Annotated in this window: 22 protein-coding genes and 1 tRNA gene; 1 reads left to right on the top strand and 22 read right to left on the bottom strand. The window is 44.9% G+C overall.

Going from position 1 to position 25,175, the window contains the following annotated elements; genetic code table 11:
- Positions 1-294: 294 nt before the first annotated feature.
- The 12 genes from lysS to ACR65F_RS15655 all read right to left on the bottom strand — a co-directional run bounded on the left by lysS (position 295) and on the right by ACR65F_RS15655 (position 14,305).
- Positions 295-1,785, bottom strand: a complete 1,491-nt coding sequence (lysS, locus tag ACR65F_RS15600; protein ID WP_440504964.1) for a lysine--tRNA ligase — start codon at positions 1,783-1,785, stop codon at positions 295-297.
- Positions 1,786-2,127: 342 nt separating this feature from the next.
- On the bottom strand, positions 2,128-2,628 hold the full coding sequence (gene folK / locus ACR65F_RS15605) for a 2-amino-4-hydroxy-6-hydroxymethyldihydropteridine diphosphokinase (protein WP_440504965.1): 501 nt from the start codon (positions 2,626-2,628) through the stop codon (positions 2,128-2,130).
- Positions 2,625-2,993, bottom strand: coding sequence for a dihydroneopterin aldolase (folB, locus tag ACR65F_RS15610; protein ID WP_440504966.1), 369 nt, complete (start codon positions 2,991-2,993; stop codon positions 2,625-2,627). The genes folK and folB overlap by 4 nt, the downstream gene beginning before the upstream one ends.
- Positions 2,994-3,004: 11 nt before the next feature.
- On the bottom strand, positions 3,005-3,856 hold the full coding sequence (gene folP, locus ACR65F_RS15615; protein ID WP_440504967.1) for a dihydropteroate synthase: 852 nt from the start codon (positions 3,854-3,856) through the stop codon (positions 3,005-3,007).
- A gap of 129 nt (positions 3,857-3,985) precedes the next feature.
- Positions 3,986-4,912 carry a cysteine synthase A gene (gene cysK / locus ACR65F_RS15620; RefSeq protein WP_440504968.1) on the bottom strand — a complete coding sequence of 309 codons (927 nt, stop codon included), beginning with the start codon at positions 4,910-4,912 and terminating at the stop codon, positions 3,986-3,988.
- A gap of 131 nt (positions 4,913-5,043) precedes the next feature.
- Complete coding sequence (locus ACR65F_RS15625; RefSeq protein WP_039043131.1) at positions 5,044-5,976, bottom strand: peptidyl-prolyl cis-trans isomerase; 933 nt, start codon at positions 5,974-5,976, stop codon at positions 5,044-5,046.
- Positions 5,954-6,841: an Hsp33 family molecular chaperone HslO gene (gene hslO / locus ACR65F_RS15630; protein ID WP_440504969.1), complete on the bottom strand. Its 888-nt coding sequence runs from the start codon at positions 6,839-6,841 to the stop codon at positions 5,954-5,956. Before hslO ends, ACR65F_RS15625 begins: the two co-directional genes overlap by 23 nt.
- On the bottom strand, positions 6,838-7,620 hold the full coding sequence (locus ACR65F_RS15635) for a type III pantothenate kinase (protein WP_039043133.1): 783 nt from the start codon (positions 7,618-7,620) through the stop codon (positions 6,838-6,840). The genes hslO and ACR65F_RS15635 overlap by 4 nt, the downstream gene beginning before the upstream one ends.
- Positions 7,621-7,728: 108 nt before the next feature.
- Positions 7,729-9,726: an ATP-dependent zinc metalloprotease FtsH gene (gene ftsH / locus ACR65F_RS15640; protein WP_039043134.1), complete on the bottom strand. Its 1,998-nt coding sequence runs from the start codon at positions 9,724-9,726 to the stop codon at positions 7,729-7,731.
- Between the two features lie 129 nt (positions 9,727-9,855).
- Positions 9,856-10,398, bottom strand: a complete 543-nt coding sequence (gene hpt, locus ACR65F_RS15645; protein WP_440504970.1) for a hypoxanthine phosphoribosyltransferase — start codon at positions 10,396-10,398, stop codon at positions 9,856-9,858.
- A gap of 52 nt (positions 10,399-10,450) precedes the next feature.
- The gene (gene tilS / locus ACR65F_RS15650) at positions 10,451-11,854 is read right to left on the bottom strand and encodes a tRNA lysidine(34) synthetase TilS (RefSeq protein ID WP_440504971.1); all 1,404 of its coding nucleotides are present in this window, start codon (positions 11,852-11,854) and stop codon (positions 10,451-10,453) included.
- 27 nt (positions 11,855-11,881) lie between these two features.
- Complete coding sequence (locus ACR65F_RS15655) at positions 11,882-14,305, bottom strand: SpoIIE family protein phosphatase (protein WP_231567259.1); 2,424 nt, start codon at positions 14,303-14,305, stop codon at positions 11,882-11,884.
- Positions 14,306-14,560: 255 nt separating this feature from the next.
- Here ACR65F_RS15655 and ACR65F_RS15660 point away from each other — a divergent pair.
- A tRNA-Met gene (locus ACR65F_RS15660) sits at positions 14,561-14,634 on the top strand.
- A 695-nt stretch (positions 14,635-15,329) separates the two neighbouring features.
- Here the strand turns inward: ACR65F_RS15660 and ACR65F_RS15665 are convergent.
- From ACR65F_RS15665 to ACR65F_RS15710, 10 genes are all read right to left on the bottom strand, one after another.
- Positions 15,330-15,755: a S1 domain-containing RNA-binding protein gene (locus ACR65F_RS15665; protein ID WP_039043135.1), complete on the bottom strand. Its 426-nt coding sequence runs from the start codon at positions 15,753-15,755 to the stop codon at positions 15,330-15,332.
- A gap of 129 nt (positions 15,756-15,884) precedes the next feature.
- Complete coding sequence (locus ACR65F_RS15670) at positions 15,885-16,304, bottom strand: FtsB family cell division protein (protein ID WP_039043136.1); 420 nt, start codon at positions 16,302-16,304, stop codon at positions 15,885-15,887.
- A 56-nt stretch (positions 16,305-16,360) separates the two neighbouring features.
- On the bottom strand, positions 16,361-16,828 hold the full coding sequence (yabQ, locus tag ACR65F_RS15675) for a spore cortex biosynthesis protein YabQ (protein WP_440504972.1): 468 nt from the start codon (positions 16,826-16,828) through the stop codon (positions 16,361-16,363).
- Positions 16,825-17,121 (bottom strand): sporulation protein YabP, encoded by a 297-nt coding sequence (gene yabP / locus ACR65F_RS15680; RefSeq protein WP_025783713.1) that lies wholly within the window; start codon positions 17,119-17,121, stop codon positions 16,825-16,827. Before yabP ends, yabQ begins: the two co-directional genes overlap by 4 nt.
- An 85-nt stretch (positions 17,122-17,206) precedes the next feature.
- Positions 17,207-17,497 (bottom strand): RNA-binding S4 domain-containing protein, encoded by a 291-nt coding sequence (locus ACR65F_RS15685; RefSeq protein WP_025783712.1) that lies wholly within the window; start codon positions 17,495-17,497, stop codon positions 17,207-17,209.
- A 1-nt stretch (position 17,498) separates the two neighbouring features.
- Complete coding sequence (gene yabN / locus ACR65F_RS15690; RefSeq protein WP_440504973.1) at positions 17,499-18,956, bottom strand: bifunctional methyltransferase/pyrophosphohydrolase YabN; 1,458 nt, start codon at positions 18,954-18,956, stop codon at positions 17,499-17,501.
- 4 nt (positions 18,957-18,960) lie between these two features.
- Complete coding sequence (locus tag ACR65F_RS15695) at positions 18,961-20,556, bottom strand: putative polysaccharide biosynthesis protein (RefSeq protein WP_440504974.1); 1,596 nt, start codon at positions 20,554-20,556, stop codon at positions 18,961-18,963.
- 123 nt (positions 20,557-20,679) lie between these two features.
- Positions 20,680-21,216, bottom strand: a complete 537-nt coding sequence (spoVT, locus tag ACR65F_RS15700; protein ID WP_125102722.1) for a stage V sporulation protein T — start codon at positions 21,214-21,216, stop codon at positions 20,680-20,682.
- An 82-nt stretch (positions 21,217-21,298) separates the two neighbouring features.
- Positions 21,299-24,832, bottom strand: a complete 3,534-nt coding sequence (gene mfd, locus ACR65F_RS15705) for a transcription-repair coupling factor (RefSeq protein WP_440504975.1) — start codon at positions 24,830-24,832, stop codon at positions 21,299-21,301.
- 81 nt (positions 24,833-24,913) lie between these two features.
- Positions 24,914-25,141: an anti-sigma-F factor Fin gene (locus tag ACR65F_RS15710; RefSeq protein ID WP_039043142.1), complete on the bottom strand. Its 228-nt coding sequence runs from the start codon at positions 25,139-25,141 to the stop codon at positions 24,914-24,916.
- Positions 25,142-25,175 lie beyond the last annotated feature (34 nt).

A 25,175-nucleotide genomic window follows, 5' to 3' on the forward strand; every position in this document is an offset into this window, starting at 1 on the left:
CAGAACCGGTTTCCCAAACGATAATTCGTTGACATTTTGCTGTTCAGTTTTCAAGGTTCATAGTGTTTCTGTTTTGTGTTCAAGTTGTTTTGGCAACTTTTATATAATACCACACTGTATAATCCGCGTCAAGCACTTTTTTAAAAGTTTGTTTCGCTTAAGTTGTAGTACATAAATAGTTATGTCAAAAGCAACGTGTTCAAATATACCACGCACGAGAAACTAATGCAAGTACTTTATTCTAAAATAAAAAAAGTGTACCTCGACAAGCGAGATACACTCTTTCATTCACACTTAGTCTTTCGAACGCATTTGCGGGAATAGCAATACATCACGGATCGACTGAGCATTTGTTAATAGCATAACGAGACGGTCAATACCTATTCCTAGTCCGCCTGTTGGTGGAAGACCATACTCTAATGCTTCAATGAAGTCGTCATCCATTTCATGCGCTTCGTCGTTACCTTGTTCTTTTTCCACAAGTTGAGCTTCGAAACGTTGACGTTGGTCAATCGGATCATTTAGCTCAGTAAAAGCATTTGCATGTTCACGACGTACGATGAATAACTCAAACCGGTCTGTAAAGCGACCGTCTTCAGGATTCTTCTTCGCAAGTGGTGAAATTTCAACTGGGTGTCCGTAGACAAACGTCGGCTGAACAAGTTGCTCTTCCACTTTTTGCTCAAAGAATTCATTCAGCACATGTCCGACTTCCATTGTCGGCTGTACATCTATGCCATGTTCCTTAGCAAGTGCATGCGCTTCTTCCTTCGTCATTTGCGTCCAGAAGTCTACGCCTGTATACTCCTTAACCGCATCCGCCATGTGCAGACGTTTCCAGCCAGGTGACACATCAATAATGTCTTCTCCGTATTGCACCTTCGTTGTGCCTAACACTTCTTCAGCGATATGAGCAATCATATTCTCCGTTAATGCCATGATGTCGTTATAGTCCGCATAGGCTTCATATAACTCAATCATCGTGAACTCCGGATTGTGACGCGTTGAGATTCCTTCGTTTCTGAACACACGACCAATTTCATATACCTTTTCTAATCCGCCAACAATCAGACGTTTCAAGTGCAACTCAATCGCAATTCGCATATATAATGTCATATCTAATGTGTTGTGGTGAGTGATAAATGGACGGGCAGAAGCACCACCTGCAATAGAATGCAGCATCGGCGTCTCTACTTCTAAGAAACCTTGTCCATCTAAATAGCGACGCATAGACTGAATGATACGGCTACGTAAGATGAATGTCTCTTTACTACCTTCAGTAGAAATCAAATCTAAGTAGCGCTGACGGTAACGCTGTTCAATATCTTGTAATCCATGAAACTTTTCAGGAAGCGGTCGAAGTGCTTTTGATAAAAACGTGAACTCTGTCACTTTAATAGAGAGTTCCCCAACCTTGGTTTTGAATACCGTTCCTTCGATTCCCACGATATCTCCTAAATCAGCCATCGTGAAGAGCTTATACGAATCTTCTCCAATCGCATCTTGACGGACGTAAATTTGAATCTGGCCACCGAGATCCTGGATATGTGCAAATCCAGCTTTCCCCTTACCACGCTTCGTCATTATACGCCCAGCAATTTTAGCAACGTGTGGTGTTTCGTCTAACTCTTCTTTAGATAGTTCGCTATACGCTTCTATCAACTCGTTTGATAAATGAGTCCGCTCAAACCGTGCACCAAATGGATCCAATCCACCGTTACGTATCTCTTCCATCTTCTGACGTCTTACTTGACGTTGGTCATTCAACTCTTCTATATTCGACATCCTGTTCACTCCTCTAAATTCTAATGCGCTATCCGCCTATTATAACCTTATTGTACACAATTTCATCATGTAAAAAAAGCCGCTGAGTTAGCGGCTTTAAAAATCCATTCCACAATGCTTCTCCACATTGCCTGATCACACTCCGTCATTGCAGCTACGAAGATCAGAGACGTTGATGAATTTACGGTGAACCACCTTACTTGTACACCCTCCAAAACAAACACACATTCGCTCCCCCGCTAATTCGCATTTCACATGATATCTTTTATTACCAATCACGAGACCCGCACCAAATTCTGTTATCGCTAACCAGAATGGAGGGTACACCCCCTGCAATGAATATTACAGACGCCCCACCTCTAATGATCCCCACAATGCTACCCCGCCTTCTTGCATTGCAGGCTCATCTCGAAATTGACGTCCCGTAACCGGATCTGTACACTCTGGAGCCAGTTCCGTTAAAGGGATTAACACAAAAGCTCTCTCCCGCATCCGAGGATGAGGAACGGAAAGCGTCTCCGATTCAATAGCGTCGTCATTATATAGTAAAATATCAAGATCTGCCGTTCTAGGACCCCAACGAATCGTCCGCTCCCTGCCCAGCTCCTGCTCGATTCGTTGACAGACCGCCAGTAGTTCCAGCGGTGCAAGCGTGGTTGCTAAACGGACAACTATATTTAGAAAGTCAGCTTGATCAGTAACCCCTACCGGCGCGGTTTCATAGATTGAGGATGTTTCAACCAATTCGATTCCTTCCATCGCCCTCAAGGATGCAGTCGCCAACTTTAAATACGCTTCGCGATCTCCCATGTTCGTCCCAACCGACAAAAACGCTGTATTCATGACAACTGACCTCGTTCAATCTCTACTGACACAGACGCATAATGTCCTGGAATCGGAGGATCTGGTTTCACGATCAACACGCGAACCCCCGAAACTTGGTCCTTATAATCGGAAAGTAGTTTCCCAGCAACCCGCTCCGCAACTGCTTCAATGAGCTTAACAGGTTCCCCTTCCACAATAGACTGGACGACTGAATAAGCTTCAGCATAGTTCACTGTTTTGGATAAATCATCATTTGTTCCCGCCTCAGTCAAATCGACAGCCATTGATACCGACACCGTAAACCGTTGTCCCAAAACCGTTTCTTCCGCTAGTGCACCGTGATAGCCGTAAAACTGCATTTCGTTTAAATGTATGAAATCCATTTGTATTCCCCCTAGATTGTAAGTTTCTGCTTTCTCGTTAGCACATCCATCATCCGGACCATTCGAGCAATCTCTTTCACATCATGGACACGCACAATGTGACAACCATGTTCGATGCCGTAACAAACGGTTGCCCCTGTTCCTTCCATTCGTTCATCTATAGGTAAGTCTAGCACTTTTCCAATCAACGACTTTTTCGATGTCCCGAGCAGCACGGGGTACCCTAGCGCCGATAGTCGATCCAAACTTTGCATTGCTTCAATGTTTTCGTGAATATCTTTTGCAAACCCGATTCCTGGATCCAACCAAATATTATGCTCCGCTATCCCCGCATTCCGCGCAATCCTAATACTCTCTTCGATATCAGCAAGTAATTCATCCCCAAAGTTCCCTTCATAGATCGCCTGTTCCCGGTTGTGCATCAAAATGATTGGAGCTCCGTACTGGTTCGCAACTTCTGCAATCCGCGGCTCACGCTTCGCCCCCCATACATCATTAATGATATGAGCACCCGCTTTCATCGCCTCTTCAGCAACACTTGCTTTATATGTATCAATCGAAATCGCACAGTCCAGTTCCCTAGATAGCACTTCGATTACAGGAATCGTACGTTCTAGTTCTTCCTCTAACGAAACTGGCGTATGCCCAGGTCGTGTAGACTCCCCGCCAATATCGATAATTTTCGCACCGTCCTTCAGCATTTCTGTTGCACGAAGAAGCGCTGCATCCGTTTGGCTATATCGTCCGCCATCCGAAAATGAATCCGGTGTTACATTCAATATCCCCATAACGACCGTTTCTTTTGAAAAGTCGATGTCCGTCCCGCCCAACCGGTACGGTGCTTTTGCATAATCCAATTCCACTGCGCACACTTCTTTCCTTGCCGTTCATCCTAAAACAGCTTTTTGTATCAGTTTACCGGTTACTCTCTCATTTTCCTACTGGAACGATATAAAAAAGAGGAAGCAATTACGCTCCCTCTCGCTTCTTCATTACTCTTCTTCAAACTGGTAGAGCGGTGTGCTCAAGTAACGCTCGCCATTCGAAGCCAAAATCGCAACGACGGTTTTTCCTTTCCCCAGTTCCTTCGCGGCTTTAAGTGCTGCAAACACAGCTGCGCCAGATGAAACCCCGCCTAAGATCCCTTCTTCTTTCGCCATCTTGCGCGCATATTCGTAGGATTCGTCATTTGTCACTTGTGTGATTTCATCGTAAATATCGGTATCGAGTACTCCAGGAATGAATCCTGCGCCGATTCCCTGGATTTTATGCGGTCCCGGCTGCCCTCCTGAAAGTACAGGAGAATCTGTCGGCTCTACTGCAATGATTTTAATATCCGGGAAACGTTCTTTTAGGACGCTACCTACACCAGTAATTGTACCACCTGTACCGACTGCAGAAACGAATGCATCTACCTTGTCTAGCGCATCTGCAATTTCAGGTCCCGTTGTCAGTCGATGAACTTCCGGATTCGCCTCATTGTTAAATTGTTGTGGGAGGAACCATCCGTTTTCCTTCGCCAATTGTTCGGCTTTCGAAATGGCACCTTTCATCCCCTCAGAGCCTGGCGTCAAAATTAGATCAGCGCCGTATGCGCGTAATAGGTTTCTCCGCTCTAAGCTCATCGTATCCGGCATCACGAGTACTGCTTTGTAACCTTTTGCAGCCGCAATCATCGCAAGCCCAATTCCGGTGTTTCCACTCGTTGGTTCAATCAGGGTACCGCCTTCTTGTAGTTCTCCTGACTTTTCAGCCGTTTCAATCATCGCGAGTGCAATACGATCTTTCACGCTGGAGCCCGGGTTGAAGTATTCCAGTTTCAAATAGACGTCAGCATCATTGGGTCCTACAAGGCGATTCAGCTTTACCAGCGGTGTTTGACCGACTAAATCCGCAACAGAGTTTCCTACTTTCTTCATTTCCAACACTCCAATCCTTAGTTAATAGGTAGGTTTTATAATGTATTCAGTTTACAGAAGAAATGTGCCATTTGTCAAACCAAACCAATCGCCTCAAAACAGCAAAAAGCTCCGCTACAAGAGCGAAGCTTTTACTTTCCATAAAACCAGTGTGCATCGAATTCTTTCCAAAACGTTTCCGGCGACACCGATTGGGAAAGTTGCTGCAGAGCCAATTCACTACGTATATGTTCTTTAACTTCTTTGAACTTAAATGAACGACCTTTCAGAATGTCGCGCACTTGAATAATTGCATACGTACCTTCTTCAAGTTTAAACACATCACTAACACCGTCTTCTTTCAACTTCTTCGCTGTCTTTAGAATCGACTGGTCAACTTCTTCCGTTCGACTACTAATATACCCAAGATCGCCTCCAATAGAAGCAGAGGACGAATCGACAGAACGTTCTTTAGCGAGAACATCAAAACTAGACCCGTCTTTCAATTCCTCGAGCGCCCGATTCGCATCTGATTCCGTGGATGCGACAAGTAAAGAAGTCCGGTAAGTGGTCGGAATTTCGAACTGATCTTCATTCTTCTCATAATACGATTTCACCGCTTTGTCCTCAATTACAATATCCTTTGTTAACACACGGTTCAGAATGAGTTCAGAACGAACTTTTCTACGCATTTGATCGGCATCCAGTCCTGTATATGCTTTACCATCAAGAGAAGAGAGCAATGCTAATTCACGGTCAACGTCTTCATCAGAAACGTCGATTTTGTACTCTTTCGCAGCGGTTTCCATAACCCTGTCATTTACCAGGTCAAGTAGCACTTCACGACCGACCTCTTGTTCCATCGCGGTCATCCACTCTTCTCGCGTAATCGGCTTTCCCGCAACGGATGCCACTTCTTCACCAGCTTGAAATGGACTTTCCGCTTTGTCCGGAATGAGCCAGCCGATGAACCACAAGAGATTCCCTAGCGCTAAAATCGCAATCAGCATAACGAGTGGTTTGGCTTTTAACCGGCGCTTCGGAGGTTCGTTCCCTCCCCGATTACGATCCAGACCGGATTTCATCGACAAATTCCTTTAACTCTTCTTTTGAATAGACGTACTTTTCCAGGCAGAAATGACATTCCGCCTCGGCCTGGCCATCTTCACTCATCATTGTAAGAATTTCTTCTTCACCTAAGCTCTTTATAGCAGTCCCAAAACGTTCTTTCGAGCAATTACAATCAAAGTTGACCTCCATTTGGTCGACAACTCGGACATTTTCCTTCCCAAGAACCTCTTCTAAAACTTCTTCAGGCGTTAGACCACGGTCAATCATTTTAGAAATCGGTTCCATCTGACTGATGCGCTGCTCCAATTCTGTAATGGTTTCGTCTGTAGCACCCGGCATCACTTGCAGGATGAACCCACCTGAAGCTTTTACTGTATTATCCGGATTAACAAGAACGCCTAGCGCAACAGCGGAAGGTACTTGTTCGGAAACAACAAAGTACTGCGTGAAATCTTCTGCAACTTCTCCAGATACGATAGGAGTTTGGCCGGTAAACATATCCCGTAAACCAAGGTCCTTCACGACCGTCAGCATCCCTTCGGTTCCGACAGCGCGACGGACATCCAATTTCCCTTGTTCATTCAAGTCGAAGTGTGTTTGTGGATTAAGCGCATAGCCACGAATGCGCCCTTTTGCATCGGCATCTGTAACGATCGCACCAAGCGGGCCGTTTCCATCCACTTTCACCGTTAACTTTTCTTCGCCTTTCATCATAGCGCCCATCATGACTGTCGCTGACATCGTACGACCAATCGCAGCTGTTGCAGTCGGCCATGAATAGTGGCGACGTTGCATTTCACCTACTGCTTCTGTAGTTGTAACAGCATACGCACGAATTGTGCTGTCAAACGCTAGTGCTTTTATAAGATAATCATTCATTTACCATTCTCTCCTTGCTGGTTACGTTCATAAATCAGTTTTAACCCTTTTAATGTGAGATAGTCATCCACAACATCGATTACATCCGTCTCTTTGCCAATTAGAGGAGCAAGTCCTCCAGTTGCGATAACAGTAGGTACTTTCTTACTTTCGGCCTTCATCCGCCCCACAAGTCCCTCGACTTGTCCGACATACCCGTATAAGATACCTGCCTGCATCGCAGACACTGTATTTTTCCCAACGACGTGTTCCGGACGTGTCAATTCCACGCGTGGCAATTTAGAAGCACGGTCAAACAGCGCTTCCATGGAGATGTTAATGCCTGGAGCAATTGCACCACCCATGTATTCTGCATGTTCGTTTACGTAGCAATACGTAGTCGCTGTACCGAAATCAACAATTATGAGTGGACTTCCATACTCGCTAATCGCTGCTACTGCATTGACAATCCTATCCGCTCCCACTTCACGTGGGTTTTCATATTTAATGTTGAGTCCTGTTTTCACTCCAGGACCCACAATGACTGGTTCCTGATTAAAATACTTTTTGCACATTTGCTCCAACGGGAACATAACTGGTGGTACAACAGATGAAATAATAATCCCATCAATATCCGTGAATTCTAGTCCAACGTGCGAAAATAATGCCTTCACTTGCATTGCGTATTCGTCTTCTGTCTTTTGTCGGTATGTTTCCATCCGCCAATGGTGTTTTAACTCCGTGCCTTCATAAACACCAAGTACAATATTCGTATTCCCTGTATCTAAAACTAAGAGCATGACTGATTCCTCACTAACGTCAATAGTCTTTTTTCCCTCACATCATACCACATATCATTTCAAAAAAAACAGCTGACTGTCTTTTAACGGACAGTCAGCTGATTATTATTAATCTCTTCGTTTTTCGTCAATCGAATCTAGCGGCTCGTTTGTTCCTTCGCTACTCGGTAAATCACCTACAGAAGGATCTGCTGGAGCTCCAGTAACATCAGGATTCGCCTCACTTTCAGCACCTTCGCCAACTTCTTTTCGCTCATAAGGGCGGTCCGGAAGTGTGCCGTGGTCTTTCAAGTGATTGATTTGTTCTGCATCGAGCGTTTCTACTTCTAGAAGCGTCTTCGCAATCAAATCGAGTAAGCTACGGTTTTCGGTAAGAATCCGTTTTGTACGCTCATACTCACCTTTGATAATCGACTGCATTTCTTGGTCAATTTCATAAGCAATTGAATCTGAATAGTTCTGTTCGGAATTGAAGTCACGGCCCAGGAAGACGTTTCCACCTTGTGCTTGACCAAACTGCATCGGTCCGAGCTTATCACTCATTCCGTATTCCGTCACCATGGAGCGTGCGATTCCGGTTGCCCGTTGGAAGTCATTATGGGCACCTGTAGACACTTCGCCAAGGACGATTTCTTCAGATACACGTCCACCAAGAAGTCCAGCAATTTTGTCGAGGAGTTCTGGTTTAGTCATGAAGTATCGATCTTCTTTAGGTAGCATGACAGCATAACCGCCTGCTTGCCCACGAGGTACGATTGTAACTTTGTGCACAATCTCTGCATCGTCAAGTATTAAACCGACGACAACGTGACCTGCTTCGTGGTTCGCAACGATATTACGCTCTTTCTCAGAAATGACCCGACTCGTTTTCGCAGTACCTGCAATAACACGGTCTGTCGCTTCGTCGATGTCCGACATATCAATTGTTGTTTTGTTGCGTCTAGCTGCAACAAGCGCTGCTTCGTTCAGCAAGTTCTCTAGATCTGCACCCGAGAAACCTGGTGTCCGTTGAGCTAGTGCTTTCAAGTTGACCGTTTCGTCAAGCGGCTTATTGCGAGCATGTACTTTAAGTACTGCTTCACGACCCTTAACATCTGGACGACCTACAGTGATTTGACGGTCAAAACGACCTGGACGTAGTAATGCTGGATCTAGAATATCCGGACGGTTTGTTGCTGCTACGATAATGATTCCTTCGTTTTCACCGAAACCATCCATCTCAACTAGCAACTGGTTCAACGTCTGTTCACGCTCATCGTGTCCGCCACCAAGGCCCGCGCCACGTTGACGTCCAACAGCATCGATCTCATCGATGAAGATAATACATGGTGCATTTTTCTTTGCATTCTCAAACAAATCACGAACACGGGAAGCACCGACACCGACAAACATTTCAACGAAATCAGAACCTGAAATCGAGAAGAATGGGACGCCTGCTTCACCAGCAACTGCACGAGCCAACAAAGTTTTACCTGTACCTGGAGGTCCTACAAGGAGGATACCTTTAGGAATACGTGCACCAACGGCAGCGAACTTACGAGGATCCTTCAGGAAGTCGACGACCTCGACCAGTTCCTGTTTCTCTTCATCCGCACCTGCTACATCTGTAAAACGAACTTTCTTGCGGTCATCGGTATGCAATTTCGCTTTACTTTTCCCGAAATTCATAACCTTTCCGCCACCACCGCCACCTTGAGCTTGGTTCAACAAGAAGAAGAACAAGATGATGATAATGATAAATGGCACTAGGCCGGTGAAGAATGAAACCCATGCGCTTGTTTCAGGCGCTGGCAAAATTTCTACTTTCGCGTTCTTTGCAAGTGCAATATCGCGAATATCGTTCATTGTCATCTCATCATTCATCGGAACGTTTGTAGTGAAAGTTGCATCGTCTTTGGCGTTTTTCATATGTCCTTTTACTTCTAATACTAGTTGGACAGGTTGAATTTCGACAGACTCTACTTTCCCTTGTTCTAATGCCGTGAGAAATTCGTCATAACGGATCTTTTCCATCTTAGGGTTTGGATTGTTCAGCGAACTGAAGATTCCCATGATCGCTAGAAAAATCAGCCCATATAATAGAAAGTATCGAAATATTCGATTCATCCCAAGCCTCCTCATTTCTTCAACAGAAAACTATTGACAATCTTATCACATATGCAATTTGAATCACAAAGAAAATGCCTTAAGAAAAAAGTCTTATAACGCTCTTTCTCTAAAGGGTTCAAAAAGCACTTACGTTGTGTAAATTTCTTTTTTCAAGATACCGATATACGGGAGGTTACGATATTTTTCTGCGTAGTCAAGTCCGTAACCGACAACAAAAGCATCCGGCACTTCAAAACCTACCATATCTGCTTTCAAGTCAACTTTCCGGCCAGTCGGCTTGTCAAGTAGAGTTACAATCTTAATCGATTTTGCTTTACGATACTTAAACAGTTCCACTAGATACTTAAGCGTCTTTCCACTGTCGATAATATCTTCGACAATCAGAATGTCACGACCTTCTACACTAGCGTTTAAGTCTTTGATAATTTTAACTTCACCTGAAGAGACTGTTGCATTTCCGTAGCTAGAAACATCCATGAAATCGAGTTCTATGTATGCATCGAACCGTTTAATAAGATCGCTCATGAACGGCAAAGCGCCTTTCAGCACACCAATAGCAAGCGGAAACTTGTCTTGGTATTCCTCTGTTAACTGCTTTCCAAGTTCTGCAACCTTTTCTTGTAACTGTTCTTCAGAAATCAGAACTTCTTGAATATCTTTTTCCAACATGAAAAAATTCCTCCTAAAGTGTGTAGGTCTGTACAAATGTCAGCAGTTGCTGTTATTGCTGCCAAACCATCATCAGTATGTACGCCTGATCAGAAGACGTTTGTTTAGTAAATGATTCGCTGTATCGCACGCCGGGAATTGCACAGATGTCACCCTGCTCAGATACGACGACAGGAAGTCTGTCTCGTTCCGATTGTTTGACTTTCTCATCAATCAGCAGACGACTCAACCGTTTAGGGTGCTCCATTCCACGTAATCGGATCCGGTCTCCAGATCGTCTCGATCGAATTCCAGAAGGTAACTCCCCTTCTTCCGATTGGAAATAACGCCAGTCGGTCACACCTTCTAGCGTGGCTGGTTCAACAGCTGAGGACTTGCACCAACGCAATCTCATCTGTCCCCATTGAACCCATTCGTTTGGTGGAAATGGGACGATTTGGTTCATCGGCTCTTCTTCCTCACAAACAAACGTTGAAACTCCATAGTCTCTTTGTAACGACCACTTTTCCGGAAGGCTAATTGACGCACTCCCCGTGTCAGCAGACAACTGACGAATGAGATGATTCAACAAGTCGGCATTGTAAATTGCAGGTATAGTTTCCCCATTGTAAAGATACTTTAATAGTAGAGGAACTGCCCTCTTTTGTAAAGCGGGGTGCATGGTACGGAATGTAGCTGAATGGATAACAGGCACCCCTTTATCCGTAAAGGTTAAAAGGCCTTCCAGATGTTCTTTTGCCAGTCCTTCCAGAAACTCATCCTCTTCTTGAAGTGTCGCCGCCATACGTACAGAATTCTCAGCGGTCATGAGATTTTCAGTTAACATTACAGGGACGATGTGATGACGGTACCGATTGCGGGTATAATCATCTTTTTCATTGCTTGGATCTTCTCTAAACGGTAGCTTGTGTAACCTAGCATACTCATACAAGTCTGTTTTCATAAGCGACAAAAACGGTCGGATGAGAAGTCCCTCCCCAAAAGGACGGGAAACAGGCATTCCTTGTGGTCTTTTCCCTTTAGCAAGCTGCATTAAAATCGTTTCTAGTTGGTCTTCTGCATGATGAGCAACAGCAAGAACAGTAAATCCTTCATTCTGCATCGTTCCTTCAAATAACGCGTAGCGTCCGGTGCGGCAAACTTCTTGAACATTTCCCCCATGTGCTTCCAGTAAATCCGGAACCGGTAAGGCAGTTCCGTAAAACGGTACTTGAAGACTATCGCAAAGTATCCGAACAACTTCACCATCGAGTGCAGATTCCTCTCCTCGAAGACAGTGATCTACGTGGATGGCCCCTATTTCGATTTCCAGTCTCTCGCGTTGCGCACTTAAAAAATGTAATAGGGCGACCGAGTCGACTCCTCCTGAGCATGCAATTAGCACTCGGTCACCTTTAATCAACAAACGTTCCTGGCGGATGAAGGCCAGAACCTTTTTGTATAGCTTATCCTTCATCTTAACCACCTCCGCCATTTTCTATCTTCATCCTACCACTTTTTGACGAAATAGTGAGGGTGTGCGTACTTTCACACTAGACCATCTTGGAACAATATGGTCTATTTTCATGACTAACACGGTACGGTCATCCGCTGTAGTTTTATATTTACGCTCCATTTCCCCCATAATTCGATCCGCTAGCGCATCACACTCGAGATTTGCATGGTGCGAAAGAGTTTGACATAACGTCTTCTCCTGCTGTTCTAATAAGACGTCCCCGTTAAACATTCCGTCCGTCATCATCACAATAATATCCCCTGACTTCAACTCTTCGTTCTTTGCTTCTACTGTGAATGATGGTAGAAAACCGAATGGAACAGCTTTACTATCTACACGCAAAAACTCTTCTCCCCGTTTAATGTAGGTACTCATAGAGCCCGCTTTCCACGACCACAGTCTCCCATCCTGTAAATCGACAAGCGCCAAGTCAAGCGTCGCATACATATCATCCAAACCGTTTAACGCCATCATGTAGTGGAGGGTATGCATCGCTGTCTCAGGCCCCATTTTACGATCCAAACATTCGCGCATCAATCGGATTACTTTCTGACTTTCATAGTAGGCATTCATATCTTGTCCCATCCCATCTGATAGCAACACTGCAGTTAACCCATCATGGATCGGGAACACCTCATACGCATCACCCGCGTAAAACGATCCCCCTCCTGCGGTTGCGACAACACCATACTGCATCGAAAAACGAACTGCCGATGTAAAGGTTAGCTGCAAATGGGCGAATGGCTGCTCTCGCATAAGTGCCTTTTCAACTTGGAACGGCTCCTGATACATCTCTTCAAGAATCGGTAGAATAAGCCTTTCTGCAACAGTGGTATCTGTTTCAAAGGAGGATCGTCTTTCTGGAATGGAGCACACAATGCGCATGGCTCCTTTTTCTTCAGACAAAATGTCGATTTGGAAGAAATCGATATCTTGTGCTCGTAGATTTTTCCCAAGTTCTTCTTCAGATGGGCGATAAATCGTCACATCTTCTTTAATCTCATTCATCATATTTTCTAGATGCGTACTCATATCCCGTAACTGTAAAGCGAGCATTTTTCTTCCGTGTTGCAATTGTCCCATCAGCAACCGGTCTGCACCACGCTCTTCCAATTCTTCGAGCAATCCCGTATGACGTACACACTTGTATCTAATTTTCTCTTCCACCCTATGACGCGCTGCTTTTTTCGTAGCAGAATACGTCGATTCCCACTCAGAAAGTAAATTCGGAATACTGTCATCATCTGATGCCCAGCATTTAGAGTAGCGGAAACAAGATCGACACGCACTCGGCGTTTCTTGTACCTGTTCCAATTGACGCGATTCTTGAACAGGGAACTGATCATTCACCATTGTCGACATAAAGGAGGCGAATTGTTGGAAGTCCGTGAGTTGTTCATCCAACCGTCGCGCCAACCATTGCTGACGTTTTTCTGATAAATCCTGTTGCTCTGGAACGAGTACTTCGCGGACGGATGCGAGTCGTTTCGACGGAATAAGAAGAAATAGGAGCGTCGCGGCACCTATTGTCGCAAAATGTGTTTCATCAAGAGGCAACGTCAAGTCATATAATAGGAAAAAGACAGATGCAAAGATGCCTCCTGTTGCGACACCTAGCTTTCCGAATCCCTTCATAGATCCAGCTGCGAATCCAGTCATTCCGTAAACCGTCATCATTCCAGTGAACGACAGTTCTGCCATCCCTGTAATCGCGGCAATCAGCATGGCGATTGTCGTTGAAAATAACACGCCGCCAGCAAGAGCGGCAATCAAAATAGCTGTATACAGTAACAACCCCGGGACTGAAATATACCCAATAATCAGATTGTTCATGCCTGTTGTTGCCATAGCAGCTACGATACACGCTGCCCCGAGTTGTTCTGCTCGCCATGGCGTATACAGCAACTTATCCACTTGCGGAAATGCGATGAAAAGAAAGACTGTCATAAGTAAGGCAAGCAATGCTTCAAATCCAATCGCAACCTGTACGGTGAGCGGTGGTTGTCCTGCATACATAATCAATTGCCAAAACACTTGTGTGAAAATAACGGTACCTGCGACAGTAAGCGGTATGGACTTTCTCGTAAACGGATGTCGAATGACCAAGTTAAATAAAAGCAATTGCAAAATGAAAATAATAGATTGTCCCAAACCGACGAACAAACTTCCACTGATTCCCCCGATGAATACAGGTAACATATACTTAGGATAGCGCATCGTTGCTAGGGCCCAAACAGGTAAGAAAAATGGTACCGCCGCGTCAAACAACACGGCTTGTGATAGAAAGAACGATCCAATCGTGAATAGAAACGTTGTCAGCAAGTGGACTTTCCGTTGTAAGATTGACCCTACTACACCCTGAACTTGTTGCCACAGTGATCTCTCTGTATTACTACTGATCATCTTCATCATCTCATTCCCCCTATGACCTATTGCCATTAGTATACAGACCCGTTGTCTAATAATTTGTCTGTTTCTGACACCTGGTCCTAAAAACATTTCGACGGTTTACGGGGATGTTTTCAATAGGGAAAGATCAGTAAGTGGACGATGATGACTACGAGCAACTTTCTATGCCACACAAAGTTTTTAGAAACCGTTGACAGATTGAAAAATAATCTGTATGATGAATAAGGTCGTGAACAACATGTTGACGCACCCTAATACGGCGGCGTAGCTCAGCTGGCTAGAGCGTACGGTTCATACCCGTGAGGTCGGGGGTTCGATCCCCTCTGCCGCCATAAAAATGTTTTGGAAAGGACTTGTCCACTTGGACAAGTCCTTTTTTGTGCTTACGGATCCTGGTATTGCGAGGGATGATCATATATCTGGGAATGTGATCATAAACTTTGGATTCCGCTCATAACTCTCGAATTGTGATCATAAACTCTGCTTTCCACTCATAACTCTCGAATTGTGATCATAAACTCTGCTTTCCGCTCATAACTCTCGAATTGTGATCATAAACTCTGCTTTCCGCTCATAAACCTCGATTTGTGATCATAAAATCTATCTTCCGCTCACAAAGAGAACTCCATTACGCACCTGTTAACTTTCTCCTTCAGTCGTGAGGTATTGCCCGACACTGAGAATAATTTGTTCATCAGAGAGGAAAGTTTCTCAATCACATCTATGAATTTCTCCGACACAACGTGGAATTTCTCGAGAACGGGACACAATTCAACCGATTTAGGACATTAATTGGTAGCGCTTCGCTTGTTTTTCGGGAAGACTCCTTTGCACTAACAATCGAATCGGACCAGAACTGGATCCTCCATCAAATCCAGCAGTTTTCTCATTTTAGCCCAACAAATATTATAGAACCACAAAAAAAGCTGAGTGCACGCAACGCGCATCCTCAGCTTTCATCTATAAGACATTTTTTCCTGCATTGAAACAGCTCAAAAGGGTCGTTTCCAACCGTTCTAAAGCACTTTTAGCCTCTGCGTGCTCCGCGGCCTCCGCGTTTCGACTCAGTTGCTCGCTTAAGTGTTGTTAGATTTTCTTCGCTTTCCTTCATGAATTTCGCCATTTTCGTCTCGAAATTCTCTGGACGCTCAGGAGGACGTCCCCCTCCCTGACGAGGGCGTGACGGTCGCTGCGGGCGCTGCGGCCGTTGTTCCGATTCCGGTTTTGCTTTCCGGATCGACAAACCAATCTTGCCATCAGAACCGACGTTCATGACTTTCACTTCAACCATGTCGCCGACTTTTAAATGGTCATTAATATCTTTGACGTAGTTATCTGCCACTTCACTGATGTGGACGAGTCCTGTTACGCCGGTCGGCAATTCAACGAATGCCCCAAAATTTGTAATCCCTGTCACTTTACCCTCTAGCTTGCTGCCTACTTCAATTGACATAAAAAAAATGCTCCTCCTTAGAATTTAAGCGGGCTCCTGTTTCAGAAGCCTAGCAACCGTTTTTACGGGTCTTGCCTGCGCAAGATTCCTACTTTCATTATATCCAACAAAAAAAGAGTGTCAATAAGACTACTCTTTTCCGTCGTCTTTTTTGTTTAATTTTTTCTTCCCTTCTGGAAGAGAGAAGATGATTTCATCCTTGTTCGATACAAAGTATTCCTTACGTGCAAGCTTTGCAATGTACTCTTCGTCATCCAGTTTCAACAACTGCTTCTTGAGTTGTTCTTGCTCACTAGTTTTTACAGCTAGCTGTTCTACCAGTTCCTGTTTTTCTTGTTGTTTTGAGGCCAACATCTTTTTCTGTTGGTGATTGTAGCTCGCAATGCCTCCGAATGTGACTACGACAATCATTGCAAAAATGAGCAGCTTCACTTTAAGCCGCTTCTTTTGCTTACGTCGCCAGTCCTCTTTTCGTTGCATGGAGCGGACATATTCAGTTTCAATCGATGCAACCGATGAGGAAGTGAACTTCCTACCCTTTTGCTCCATCTCCTGCACATCCCCTCAATTACAATTTTACAGATATCATAATTATCTAGTATACGTTACTTTGGCTTTTTTTTGAAGTGATATCTGAAAAATCTACGATAGATGAACCGAAAGGGCTGGGACAGAAGCAAAATAATTGCACGAATCACTCGCAATACATATCTGATGAACCAGAAAATCAATCGAAAAACCATTAGGACTGGACGAATGAGCAAGGCAATAATAATTCTCCCAAGGAGTCTAAAAGGTTTGTGGAATACTGTTGCATACAACAACAATCCCGACAGCTGGGCGAGCGGGTCGTACATCCGCCACGCCCCATCTCGAAAGACGAACAACACAGCAAATGCGAAGCATCCGGCAAGTAACCACCCAATTGTTTCAAGCCAAATGGCTCTTCTGCGAATAATGGACGCTTTCCCTGTATTGGCAATACCCGTTCCAAGCATATCCATGAATGCACCTGCAATGATTCCTGTTCCAATCATTGCAAGTAAGCTCACAAACTGCGCGGATATGCTCATCCGAACAATTTATGGAGGAAATTACGTGAACCAGTCTCTTCTTCATCGTACTGAAGCGTGGCAACAGAACCTTCGAGTGTGAGAAGTCCCTTGTCCACATCCAAGTGAACGATGCGTAATTCTTCTCCTTTAATGGTAAGCATCCCTTGCGATGTGCGGACTAAGAACTCTTCCTGGTCAAACCGGTCAATCGTTTTAACAGATGTAAGATCCATTCGTTTACGGTTCCGCATGGTCACAACGTGATCACCGGATGGAATTGTGTAAGCTGGGCTTTCAGTTTGAGTTTGCATAGTCTGTCCCCCTGTCTGATTTGTACACTGCCATCCTATGCACGTACAACAAAAAACATGACAGGAAGTTTCCTGTCATGTCCAATTAGTCTTCGTCATCCACGAACTCCGGATCGACTTTTTCAAGTTTTTCTTCTTTCACAATCGTATACATCATCGCCGCATCTTCTTTTTTCGTAGATGCCTTCAACTCGTTTACCTTAACTGTAACGATCTTTTGGCCGAAGCGAATCGCAAGTTCATTCCCCGGTGCAACGTCCGACGATGCTTTCGCTACTTTTCCATCAATTGTAATCCTACCTTGGTCAGCTACTTGTTTCGCAAGAGTTCTACGTTTGATTAACCTTGACACCTTTAGAAATTTATCGAGTCTCATTCTAGTTTCCCCCTAATCGTTTTGCTTGTTGCCAAAATTCTTCAAGTTCATCCACCGTATAATCTTCAAACGACCCACGACCTGCAGCTACAGAACGTTCAATATAAGAAAAACGATTATTAAATTTCTGATTGGCGTGTTGCATCGCTTCTTCTGGAGACAACTTTAAGAATCGTGCGATGTTCACAAGTGTGAAAAAGACATCCCCCAGCTCGTCTGTCCGCGAGTCCTGAGTTCCGCCTACCACTTCGTCTTTGAATTCTTGCCATTCCTCTTCAAACTTATCGAATGCACCAGCAACGTCCGGCCAGTCAAATCCGACTCGCGCAGCGGCTTTCTGGTAGTTGAAAGACGTTAGTAGAGAAGAACTGGACAACGTTTGTCCGTCTAGCAATGAATTCTTCTTCGGTTTCTCTTCACTCTTAATGTCTTGCCAGTTTTTCAAGACCTCATCAGAATCCGCCACTTCAATTTCTCCGAAGACGTGCGGATGTCTGCGAATCATCTTATCGCCAACCGCCTGCAAAATGTCCTCCATCGTGAAGTATCCATCATCCTCGCCGATTTGGGCATGCAAGAATACTTGCAGCAAAACATCCCCTAATTCTTCAATTAGGTCGTTATCATCTTCACGGTCGATCGCATCCAACACTTCATGTGCCTCTTCAATCATGAATCGCTTCAACGATTCATGTGTCTGCTCGCGATCCCAAGGACATCCTTCAGGACTCCGTAGTTTTGCAATAATCTCGCGGAATGTCTGCCATTCTTTCAAACGATCCGTCTGTTCAACAACAGGCGGCACGTAAACGGTCGTTAAATTATCGATACGTGTTTCTCGGTCTAGTTCAACTAGAGGAACGGTACGCACTTCTTCAGCAGACGTCCCTGCAGCTGTCACAATCGTGACGGGGTGGTCAACTGCATACTTTTCAAGCAGCGTTAATTTTACATCAGAAGCAACAAACGCATCATACACTTGGCCGATCAGCACGTGCTGACGCATCTGCACATCGTCTTGACGTAATTCTGTGCCGTCTACTAACTGAAATCCTTCAATCGGATCAATTCGAAGCGCAGCAAATATTGGATCTAGGAAGCTATTCCCTCCTGCAATGTCGAGTACAGCCTGTCCCTCTTTTTCCTGCTCAATGAGCAATTGAACCGTACGCTCCGCAACAAGCGGATGACCAGGTACTGCATAAGTGACTGGCTTCTCTTTTGCCATCACTAGTAACTTCGCAACGATTTCATCATAAACGGCTTCAAATGCATCTTGAGACTCATACACACTGTCAAAACTCGTCATTTGTACGCCTTCTGCCTTCAATTCGTCCACAGCTGGATGCTGATCTGTACGAACAATGAGTGTCTGTGCAGCCTTTAGTTTCCGATAAACTCCCACAGACAGCTGATCCAGTTCACCTGAACCAAGTCCTACAATCGTAATTGGATACATGCCTTCACCTTCTCTTTTTCGTCAATAATAATTGCACTCGTGCCAATCGCTTCCCGAACGGCAGTAAGTACCAGTCCTTTTCTGCGAGGACACGAGACTTCATAACGATTATAAGGAACACCGTCGCCCCCAGCACCACTGCAGGAAATGCAGACTGTGCTGCAGCTAGCCTCGCGCTTTCACCTAGAGTGAAGGTGCTACTAATCCATAACCACAACTCAACCACACCAACCATGGCTATCGTTGCAAGTGAAATCCAGCCGTAAAAACGTCCGGGGGCTAGCCGCTCTGGCCACATGCGCTTAAAGTACACGATTAACCCTGCTGCAGTCACAGCAAATCCAATGTTTCCAGCGAATGCAGCCCCCGTTATTCCGTATAAGGGAACGAGCAGAACGTTCGCGACGATTTTCACAGCAAGCCCAACAAGTAGTAACCCTGCTGGTACTTTTCCTAAACCCGCCCCTTGCAAAATTGCACATAACGGCAACACAAGCGACAGCCAGAATATCTGTACACAAAACACAGCAAGTGCAAATGATCCTTCGCTCGTTTCAAATAGCAACACGTTTACTTGCGGTAACAGAGCTGCGAGTCCTACTGCCGCTGCCAACCCAAACAAAATTGCTACACGGAAGGTCAAACGAACAAATGGGCATGCGCTTCGTCCGCCAGACATCGTTGTATGGTGTGAAATGAGCGGAACAATTGCCATTGCTAGCGTTGTAGCAATGAGGCTACCGAGCTGAACGAGGGGTTGCCCACGATCGTACACACCTTTTACTGTCATAGCAGCTTCTTCTTGAACACCATGATTTGTCAATAAATTCAAAATCGTAAACGCATCCGCCATCTGATACAGCAGTAAAATAAGTGAGCTTGCACTGACACTTAAGCTGATCAGTGTGAGCTCTTTTATTACTTTTCGCTTATCAATAGGAAATGCGATAGCCGGCGCCTTTACCGACTTGCGGCTCCATAAAAAAAGCAGTACAACCCCAGCTGTTTGACCGATGACTGCCCCCCAAACGGCTATCGTTCCAGTTTCGTATAGCGATGCGCCTGATTGAACTGCTATCCATGTGCCGACAAGAATAATCGCAACACGGATTCCTTGCTCCCCGACACCAGACACTGCTATAGGTACCATTTCTCCACGGGATTGAAAGGTTCCTTTATATACCGCTAGAAACGGCATAATAAGCAGTACATATGCGCCGGTTTGTAACAGAGGTGCTAACTCAGGATCCCCCATCAAAGAGGCTATCCAAGACGCGCCCGCAAGCAGAGTGATGAAAGCGACGATACTCAGCACACCTAAATATACAAAAGATAACTTTAAAATGGCACGTCGTTCTTCTGGAAGTTGAGTACTCGCCAGTAACTTGGAGATTGCAACTGCTGCTCCATACGTTGTCCAGATGATGAATATCCCGATAAAAGGATACACTTGTTGGTAAATATAAAATCCCTTGTCCCCGACCAAGTTTTGAAACGGTACGCGATAGACAGCCCCAAGTAGTTTCACAATCAGTGCAGATATCGTTAAAATCGATGCACCTTTCATGAATGTTTTCATATTCCATTCCGATGCTGCCATACTGAATCCTCTTTCGTCTTGTAGATGGTGTCCATTATACCATTCGAAGCTTGAAACGACAGCATGACAAGATACGCACAAAAAAACCTGCACATCCCGATGTACTCAGGTTGTGCAGGTGCATTATTGTTCCATTTGCTTCGATAAAAACAGAGCTGCCGTTTCAGCAGTTTTCTGTTCCGCTTCACCAATGAAATGGACTTTCGAGAGAAGGTAAATGGCTCCAATCGTATCGCCGTTTACGACAATGGGAGTCACACAATACGATTTTACCTGTTCGGTTTGTCCAGGTACCCATTCAACGGTCTTCTCCATCTTTTCAGTGATCATTGTACGCTTAGTTAACATTTCTTCTGCATCGGCGGAGATTTGCCGATTCATGTAATCTTTTTTCGCAAGCCCCGCTACAGCAATTACTTCATCCCGATCACTGATGAGTGTGGGAGTCCCAAGTGTTTGATATAGGGTTTCTGCATATTCTACTGCAAACTGGCCGAGCTCTGAAATCGGGGAATACTTCTTTAAAATGACTTCCCCATCACGGTCTGTAAAAATTTCGAGTGGATCTCCTTCTCGTATCCGAAGTGTTCGTCTAATCTCTTTCGGGATGACCACTCTTCCTAAGTCATCGATTCTGCGGACGATACCGGTTGCCTTCATGCATGATGCCTCACTTTCCATATGAAATCCGCGCTACGGTTTCAGTATGGTTCATACATGGGCATTTTATGCAGGGGTGGCTCTATCCGGCATCAACTTCAGTTGTTTCCTTCGATGCATCTTGTAAAAGTTGCATAATTGCTTCCAATATATCGAACTCCGTGTGCTGTCCTAATCGTCGATCATCGACTGTAATGAGCAAAGTTCCATTATCCATTGTGAAACCGACAGCTCGACCGTAATTGAGCGTCTCCGAAACAAGTTTGGCTCCATCTATTTTTGCGGTTCCTTCGGATGAAAAGCGAATTTCAATCATAGTTTGTCGTTTTTTGATCGACACCACTCCTGCTGCTTTCCCCCATGCCTTGATACGACCAACACGAAGCAATAATTCGGCTTCAAACGGCAGATCTCCGAAGCGATCCGTCATTTCATCCCACAACTCATTAAAGTCTTCTTCCACCTCAATTGCTTTGACACGTTTATACATTTGGATTTTCTGATAGCCATCCTTAATATACGTATCCGGTAGATAGGCGTTGATTGGGAGCGAGATCTCTAGATCAGGACGATCCTCTTTGGAGATACCTGTTTGTTTCTCCTCAACCGCGTCTTGAAGCATTTGCGAGTACAAGTCAAATCCGACAGAGTCGATGAATCCGTGTTGCTGGGAGCCAAGTAAGTTACCCGCTCCTCGAATAGACAAATCACGCATTGCAATTTTAAAACCAGATCCTAATTCCGTAAATTCTTTAATCGCTTGAAGGCGGTTTTCAGCAACTTCCGTTAGGACTTTGTCACGTTCATATAGGAAATACGCGTACGCTACACGATTCGAACGTCCAACGCGCCCTCTTAGCTGATACAACTGAGAGAGACCCATTCGATCTGCGTTATGAACGAGTAACGTATTGACGTTCGGGATATCGATTCCCGTTTCAATTATCGTTGTGGTGACGAGAACGTCGTATTCCCCCTCCAGGAAACTAAGAATGACTTCTTCTAACGCCGCTTCCCCCATTTGACCATGGGCAAATCCAACGCGCGCTTCAGGGACAAGTTGACGGATTTCATCGACCTTCTTCGCCATATCCTCCACACGGTTATACAAATAGAAAACCTGTCCCCCTCGAGACATCTCACGTTCTATCGCTTCACGTGTTAACGCAAGGTTATTTTCCATGACATACGTCTGAACTGGAAAACGATTCGCAGGTGGGGTTTCGATAATCGACAGATCACGGACCCCGATCATCGACATATGCAACGTCCGTGGAATAGGAGTTGCAGTTAGCGTTAAGACATCGACATTCGTCTTTAACTGTTTCAGTTTTTCTTTATGCGTAACACCGAACCGCTGCTCTTCATCAACAATCAGCAATCCTAGGTCTTGATAGGCCACGTCTTTAGAAAGTAGTCGGTGGGTTCCAACTACTACATCGATTGTTCCATTTTTAAGTCCTTTTTTCGTTTCGGTTTGTTGTTTCTTGGAACGAAAGCGATTTAACAACGATACTTCTAGCGGGAAATCTGCAAATCTGGCCTTCATAGTCTCGTAGTGTTGCTGCGCTAAGATAGTCGTCGGTACAAGAAAGGCAACTTGTTTGCCGTCTGATACTGCTTTGAAAGCAGCACGAATTGCAACTTCCGTCTTGCCATATCCTACGTCTCCACATAACAACCGATCCATAGGGCGCTCTTTTTCCATATCTTTCTTCACTTCAACAATCGAGCGAAGTTGATCTTCGGTTTCGTCATAAGGAAAAGCATTTTCAAACGACCGTTGAAGGTCATCGTCTTCTGAAAACGCGTATCCTTTTTGTGCTTCACGTTCGGCATAGAGCTTAATGAGATCATCCGCAATATCTTTAACTGCGGCAGTGACTTTCGTTTTCGTCTTTTTCCATTCTGCTCCGCCTAGTTTATGGAGTTTCGGTTCCTTATCACCGGAAGCAACATACTTTTGGATCAAGTCGATTTGGTCGGCAGGGACAAACAACTTGTCTTCTCCACGGTACCGAATATCGAGGTAGTCTTTACTGATCCCACTGACTTCCAGTGTGACGACTCCATAATACTTACCAATACCATGATTGACGTGAACGATGTAATCGCCAGGTTGGATCTCAGAATAATTTTTAATACGCTCTGCATTCGAAGCTTTTTGTGGACGTGTTTTCCGTTTGGGTTTCCCTTTAAATAGCTCCCCGTCCGTAAGAACCACAAGGCGATGCAACGGAAGCTCAAAGCCCGCATGCAGACTTCCATCCACAACAGTGATCATTCCTTCTTTTGTCGCAACCCCGTTCTCTGTCGCATCTATATCGTAATCGCTCAATATAGAGTGGACCTGATCGACACGTTCCTTCCCTTCAGCAAGGATGAAAACATTGAACTGATTTTGCTGCCAACGTTCCATTTCCGATTTTAACAAATTCATTTGACCATGAAATTGCTGCATCGGTTTACACGAATAGGAAATGATTTCTTTCACCGTAATTCCAGGCAGACTTCTTGTAAATAGTGACATGTATATAGTTTTCGTGTTCAGCGCTACATGGGCTTCGATGAATGATACCGAGAGTTTAGCATCATGAACGATTTTTCCTTCTTCCAACAAAGACATGCGCCATTCTTCTTCATCTTTTTCAAGAGTTGCAGCTGTTTCTTGTATGCGATTGATTTCATCAAATATGACAAGCGCATTTTCAGGCAGATAACTCCCAAGTTCCGCTACTTGGTCTCCCGCAAAACCAGCATACTTCACCATATTCTCCGGCTGAACTCCAGCCCTCATCAGTTCTATATCTCCTGAGATAGATAGCAGTAAGTTCTCTTTTACAAGTTCATCTTTTACTTTCTTCAAGCTTTTTGAAAGAGCTCCCTCAAGCTTGTCTGCAATCTGCTTGAGATCCTCTTCAGACCAGGTGAACTCGGTTGCAGGTAAGAGAGTCACTTGGTCTAGTTTTCCTGTAGAGCGCTGATCTTCAGCTGAAAACGTACGAATAGAATCGATATCCGTATCAAATAACTCTATCCGTACAGGGTCTTCCGTAGTGAGTGGGTAGACGTCTAAAATACCGCCACGGAGGGCAAATTCACCCGGCGCCGTGACCATATCTTGTCGGGAGTATCCCATACTTATCAAGCGCTGAAGCCATTCGTCTGTTTGAATCGAATCACCGATTGCTGCAGATAACGTGCTGCTTTCCCACCGTTCCTTGGAAGGAACAATTTTTTTCAGACCCGCTACAGGTGTGATATAAATGCCTTCACGGTGTTTTGCCAAATGATTGAGTGTGTCAATTCGTCCCGCGCGCAGTTCAAAGCTGGCAAAAGCAAAGTCAGCGGCAACTAGCTCTTCTGCAGGATATAAATGGACTTGGGTTTCGCCCAACAGCTTGACAAGGTCTTCATATGTACGCTGTGCCTGCAACATATTCGGCGAGACGATGAGCATTGGACGGCTCGTATCTTTTTGTAGTGCTTTGAATAGAAGTGTTTTTGCACCGCCCGTCAACCCAGTCAGCAATTGTCGATCTCGGCCTTGTTTCAGTTCGCTCGTCAATCGCTCAATTTCCGAAGTCGTTTCGTAATAGTTTACTAGTGAATCCATTCGAATCCGTCCCTTTCTCCCTGAAATGCATAAGCACAAAAAGCTTTGCACACCCTCGATGAGGTGCCAAAGCCCGGCTTCTTATTGAAGCCATTTTTCAACTGTATAATACTCTGGAGTCGCATGCATCACACGCTCACACTGTTCGCAAATACAACGAACTTCAAGCCCGCCATGATGAGATACTTCGACAAAGCGCTCCTCGTTCGTTTCATCAGCCTTTAATAAGTCTCGGATTGTTTCCTCGACGGACGCGAACGGAATCGAGCCGATTTCCGTTTGGCAATGTTTACAACGATAAGAAATCACCCAGTAGACCGCCTCTCTTTTTGTACAAGTATAG

It is taken from the genome of Sporosarcina sp. SAFN-010 (assembly GCF_059415065.1).

Bases quoted from the DNA above. Each gene is read 5' to 3' on its own strand.
- ftsH (WP_039043134.1), bottom strand. From the start codon at position 9,726: ATGAATCGAATATTTCGATACTTTCTATTATATGGGCTGATTTTTCTA.
- ACR65F_RS15635 (WP_039043133.1), bottom strand. From the start codon at position 7,620: ATGCTCTTAGTTTTAGATACAGGGAATACGAATATTGTACTTGGTGTT.
- hslO (WP_440504969.1), bottom strand. From the start codon at position 6,841: ATGAATGATTATCTTATAAAAGCACTAGCGTTTGACAGCACAATTCGT.
- hpt (WP_440504970.1), bottom strand. From the start codon at position 10,398: ATGTTGGAAAAAGATATTCAAGAAGTTCTGATTTCTGAAGAACAGTTA.
- yabQ (WP_440504972.1), bottom strand. From the start codon at position 16,828: ATGAGCATATCCGCGCAGTTTGTGAGCTTACTTGCAATGATTGGAACA.
- cysK (WP_440504968.1), bottom strand. From the start codon at position 4,912: ATGAAGAAAGTAGGAAACTCTGTTGCGGATTTAGTCGGTCAAACACCG.
- lysS (WP_440504964.1), bottom strand. From the start codon at position 1,785: ATGTCGAATATAGAAGAGTTGAATGACCAACGTCAAGTAAGACGTCAG.
- yabN (WP_440504973.1), bottom strand. From the start codon at position 18,956: ATGTATCCAATTACGATTGTAGGACTTGGTTCAGGTGAACTGGATCAG.
- folK (WP_440504965.1), bottom strand. From the start codon at position 2,628: ATGAATACAGCGTTTTTGTCGGTTGGGACGAACATGGGAGATCGCGAA.
- ACR65F_RS15665 (WP_039043135.1), bottom strand. From the start codon at position 15,755: ATGTCAATTGAAGTAGGCAGCAAGCTAGAGGGTAAAGTGACAGGGATT.
- folB (WP_440504966.1), bottom strand. From the start codon at position 2,993: ATGGATTTCATACATTTAAACGAAATGCAGTTTTACGGCTATCACGGT.
- spoVT (WP_125102722.1), bottom strand. From the start codon at position 21,216: ATGAAGGCAACCGGTATCGTCCGCAGAATCGATGACTTAGGAAGAGTG.
- ACR65F_RS15670 (WP_039043136.1), bottom strand. From the start codon at position 16,304: ATGGAGCAAAAGGGTAGGAAGTTCACTTCCTCATCGGTTGCATCGATT.
- yabP (WP_025783713.1), bottom strand. From the start codon at position 17,121: ATGCAAACTCAAACTGAAAGCCCAGCTTACACAATTCCATCCGGTGAT.
- ACR65F_RS15685 (WP_025783712.1), bottom strand. From the start codon at position 17,497: ATGAGACTCGATAAATTTCTAAAGGTGTCAAGGTTAATCAAACGTAGA.
- tilS (WP_440504971.1), bottom strand. From the start codon at position 11,854: ATGAAGGATAAGCTATACAAAAAGGTTCTGGCCTTCATCCGCCAGGAA.
- ACR65F_RS15625 (WP_039043131.1), bottom strand. From the start codon at position 5,976: ATGAAATCCGGTCTGGATCGTAATCGGGGAGGGAACGAACCTCCGAAG.
- ACR65F_RS15655 (WP_231567259.1), bottom strand. From the start codon at position 14,305: ATGATGAAGATGATCAGTAGTAATACAGAGAGATCACTGTGGCAACAA.
- mfd (WP_440504975.1), bottom strand. From the start codon at position 24,832: ATGGATTCACTAGTAAACTATTACGAAACGACTTCGGAAATTGAGCGA.
- ACR65F_RS15695 (WP_440504974.1), bottom strand. From the start codon at position 20,556: ATGGCAGCATCGGAATGGAATATGAAAACATTCATGAAAGGTGCATCG.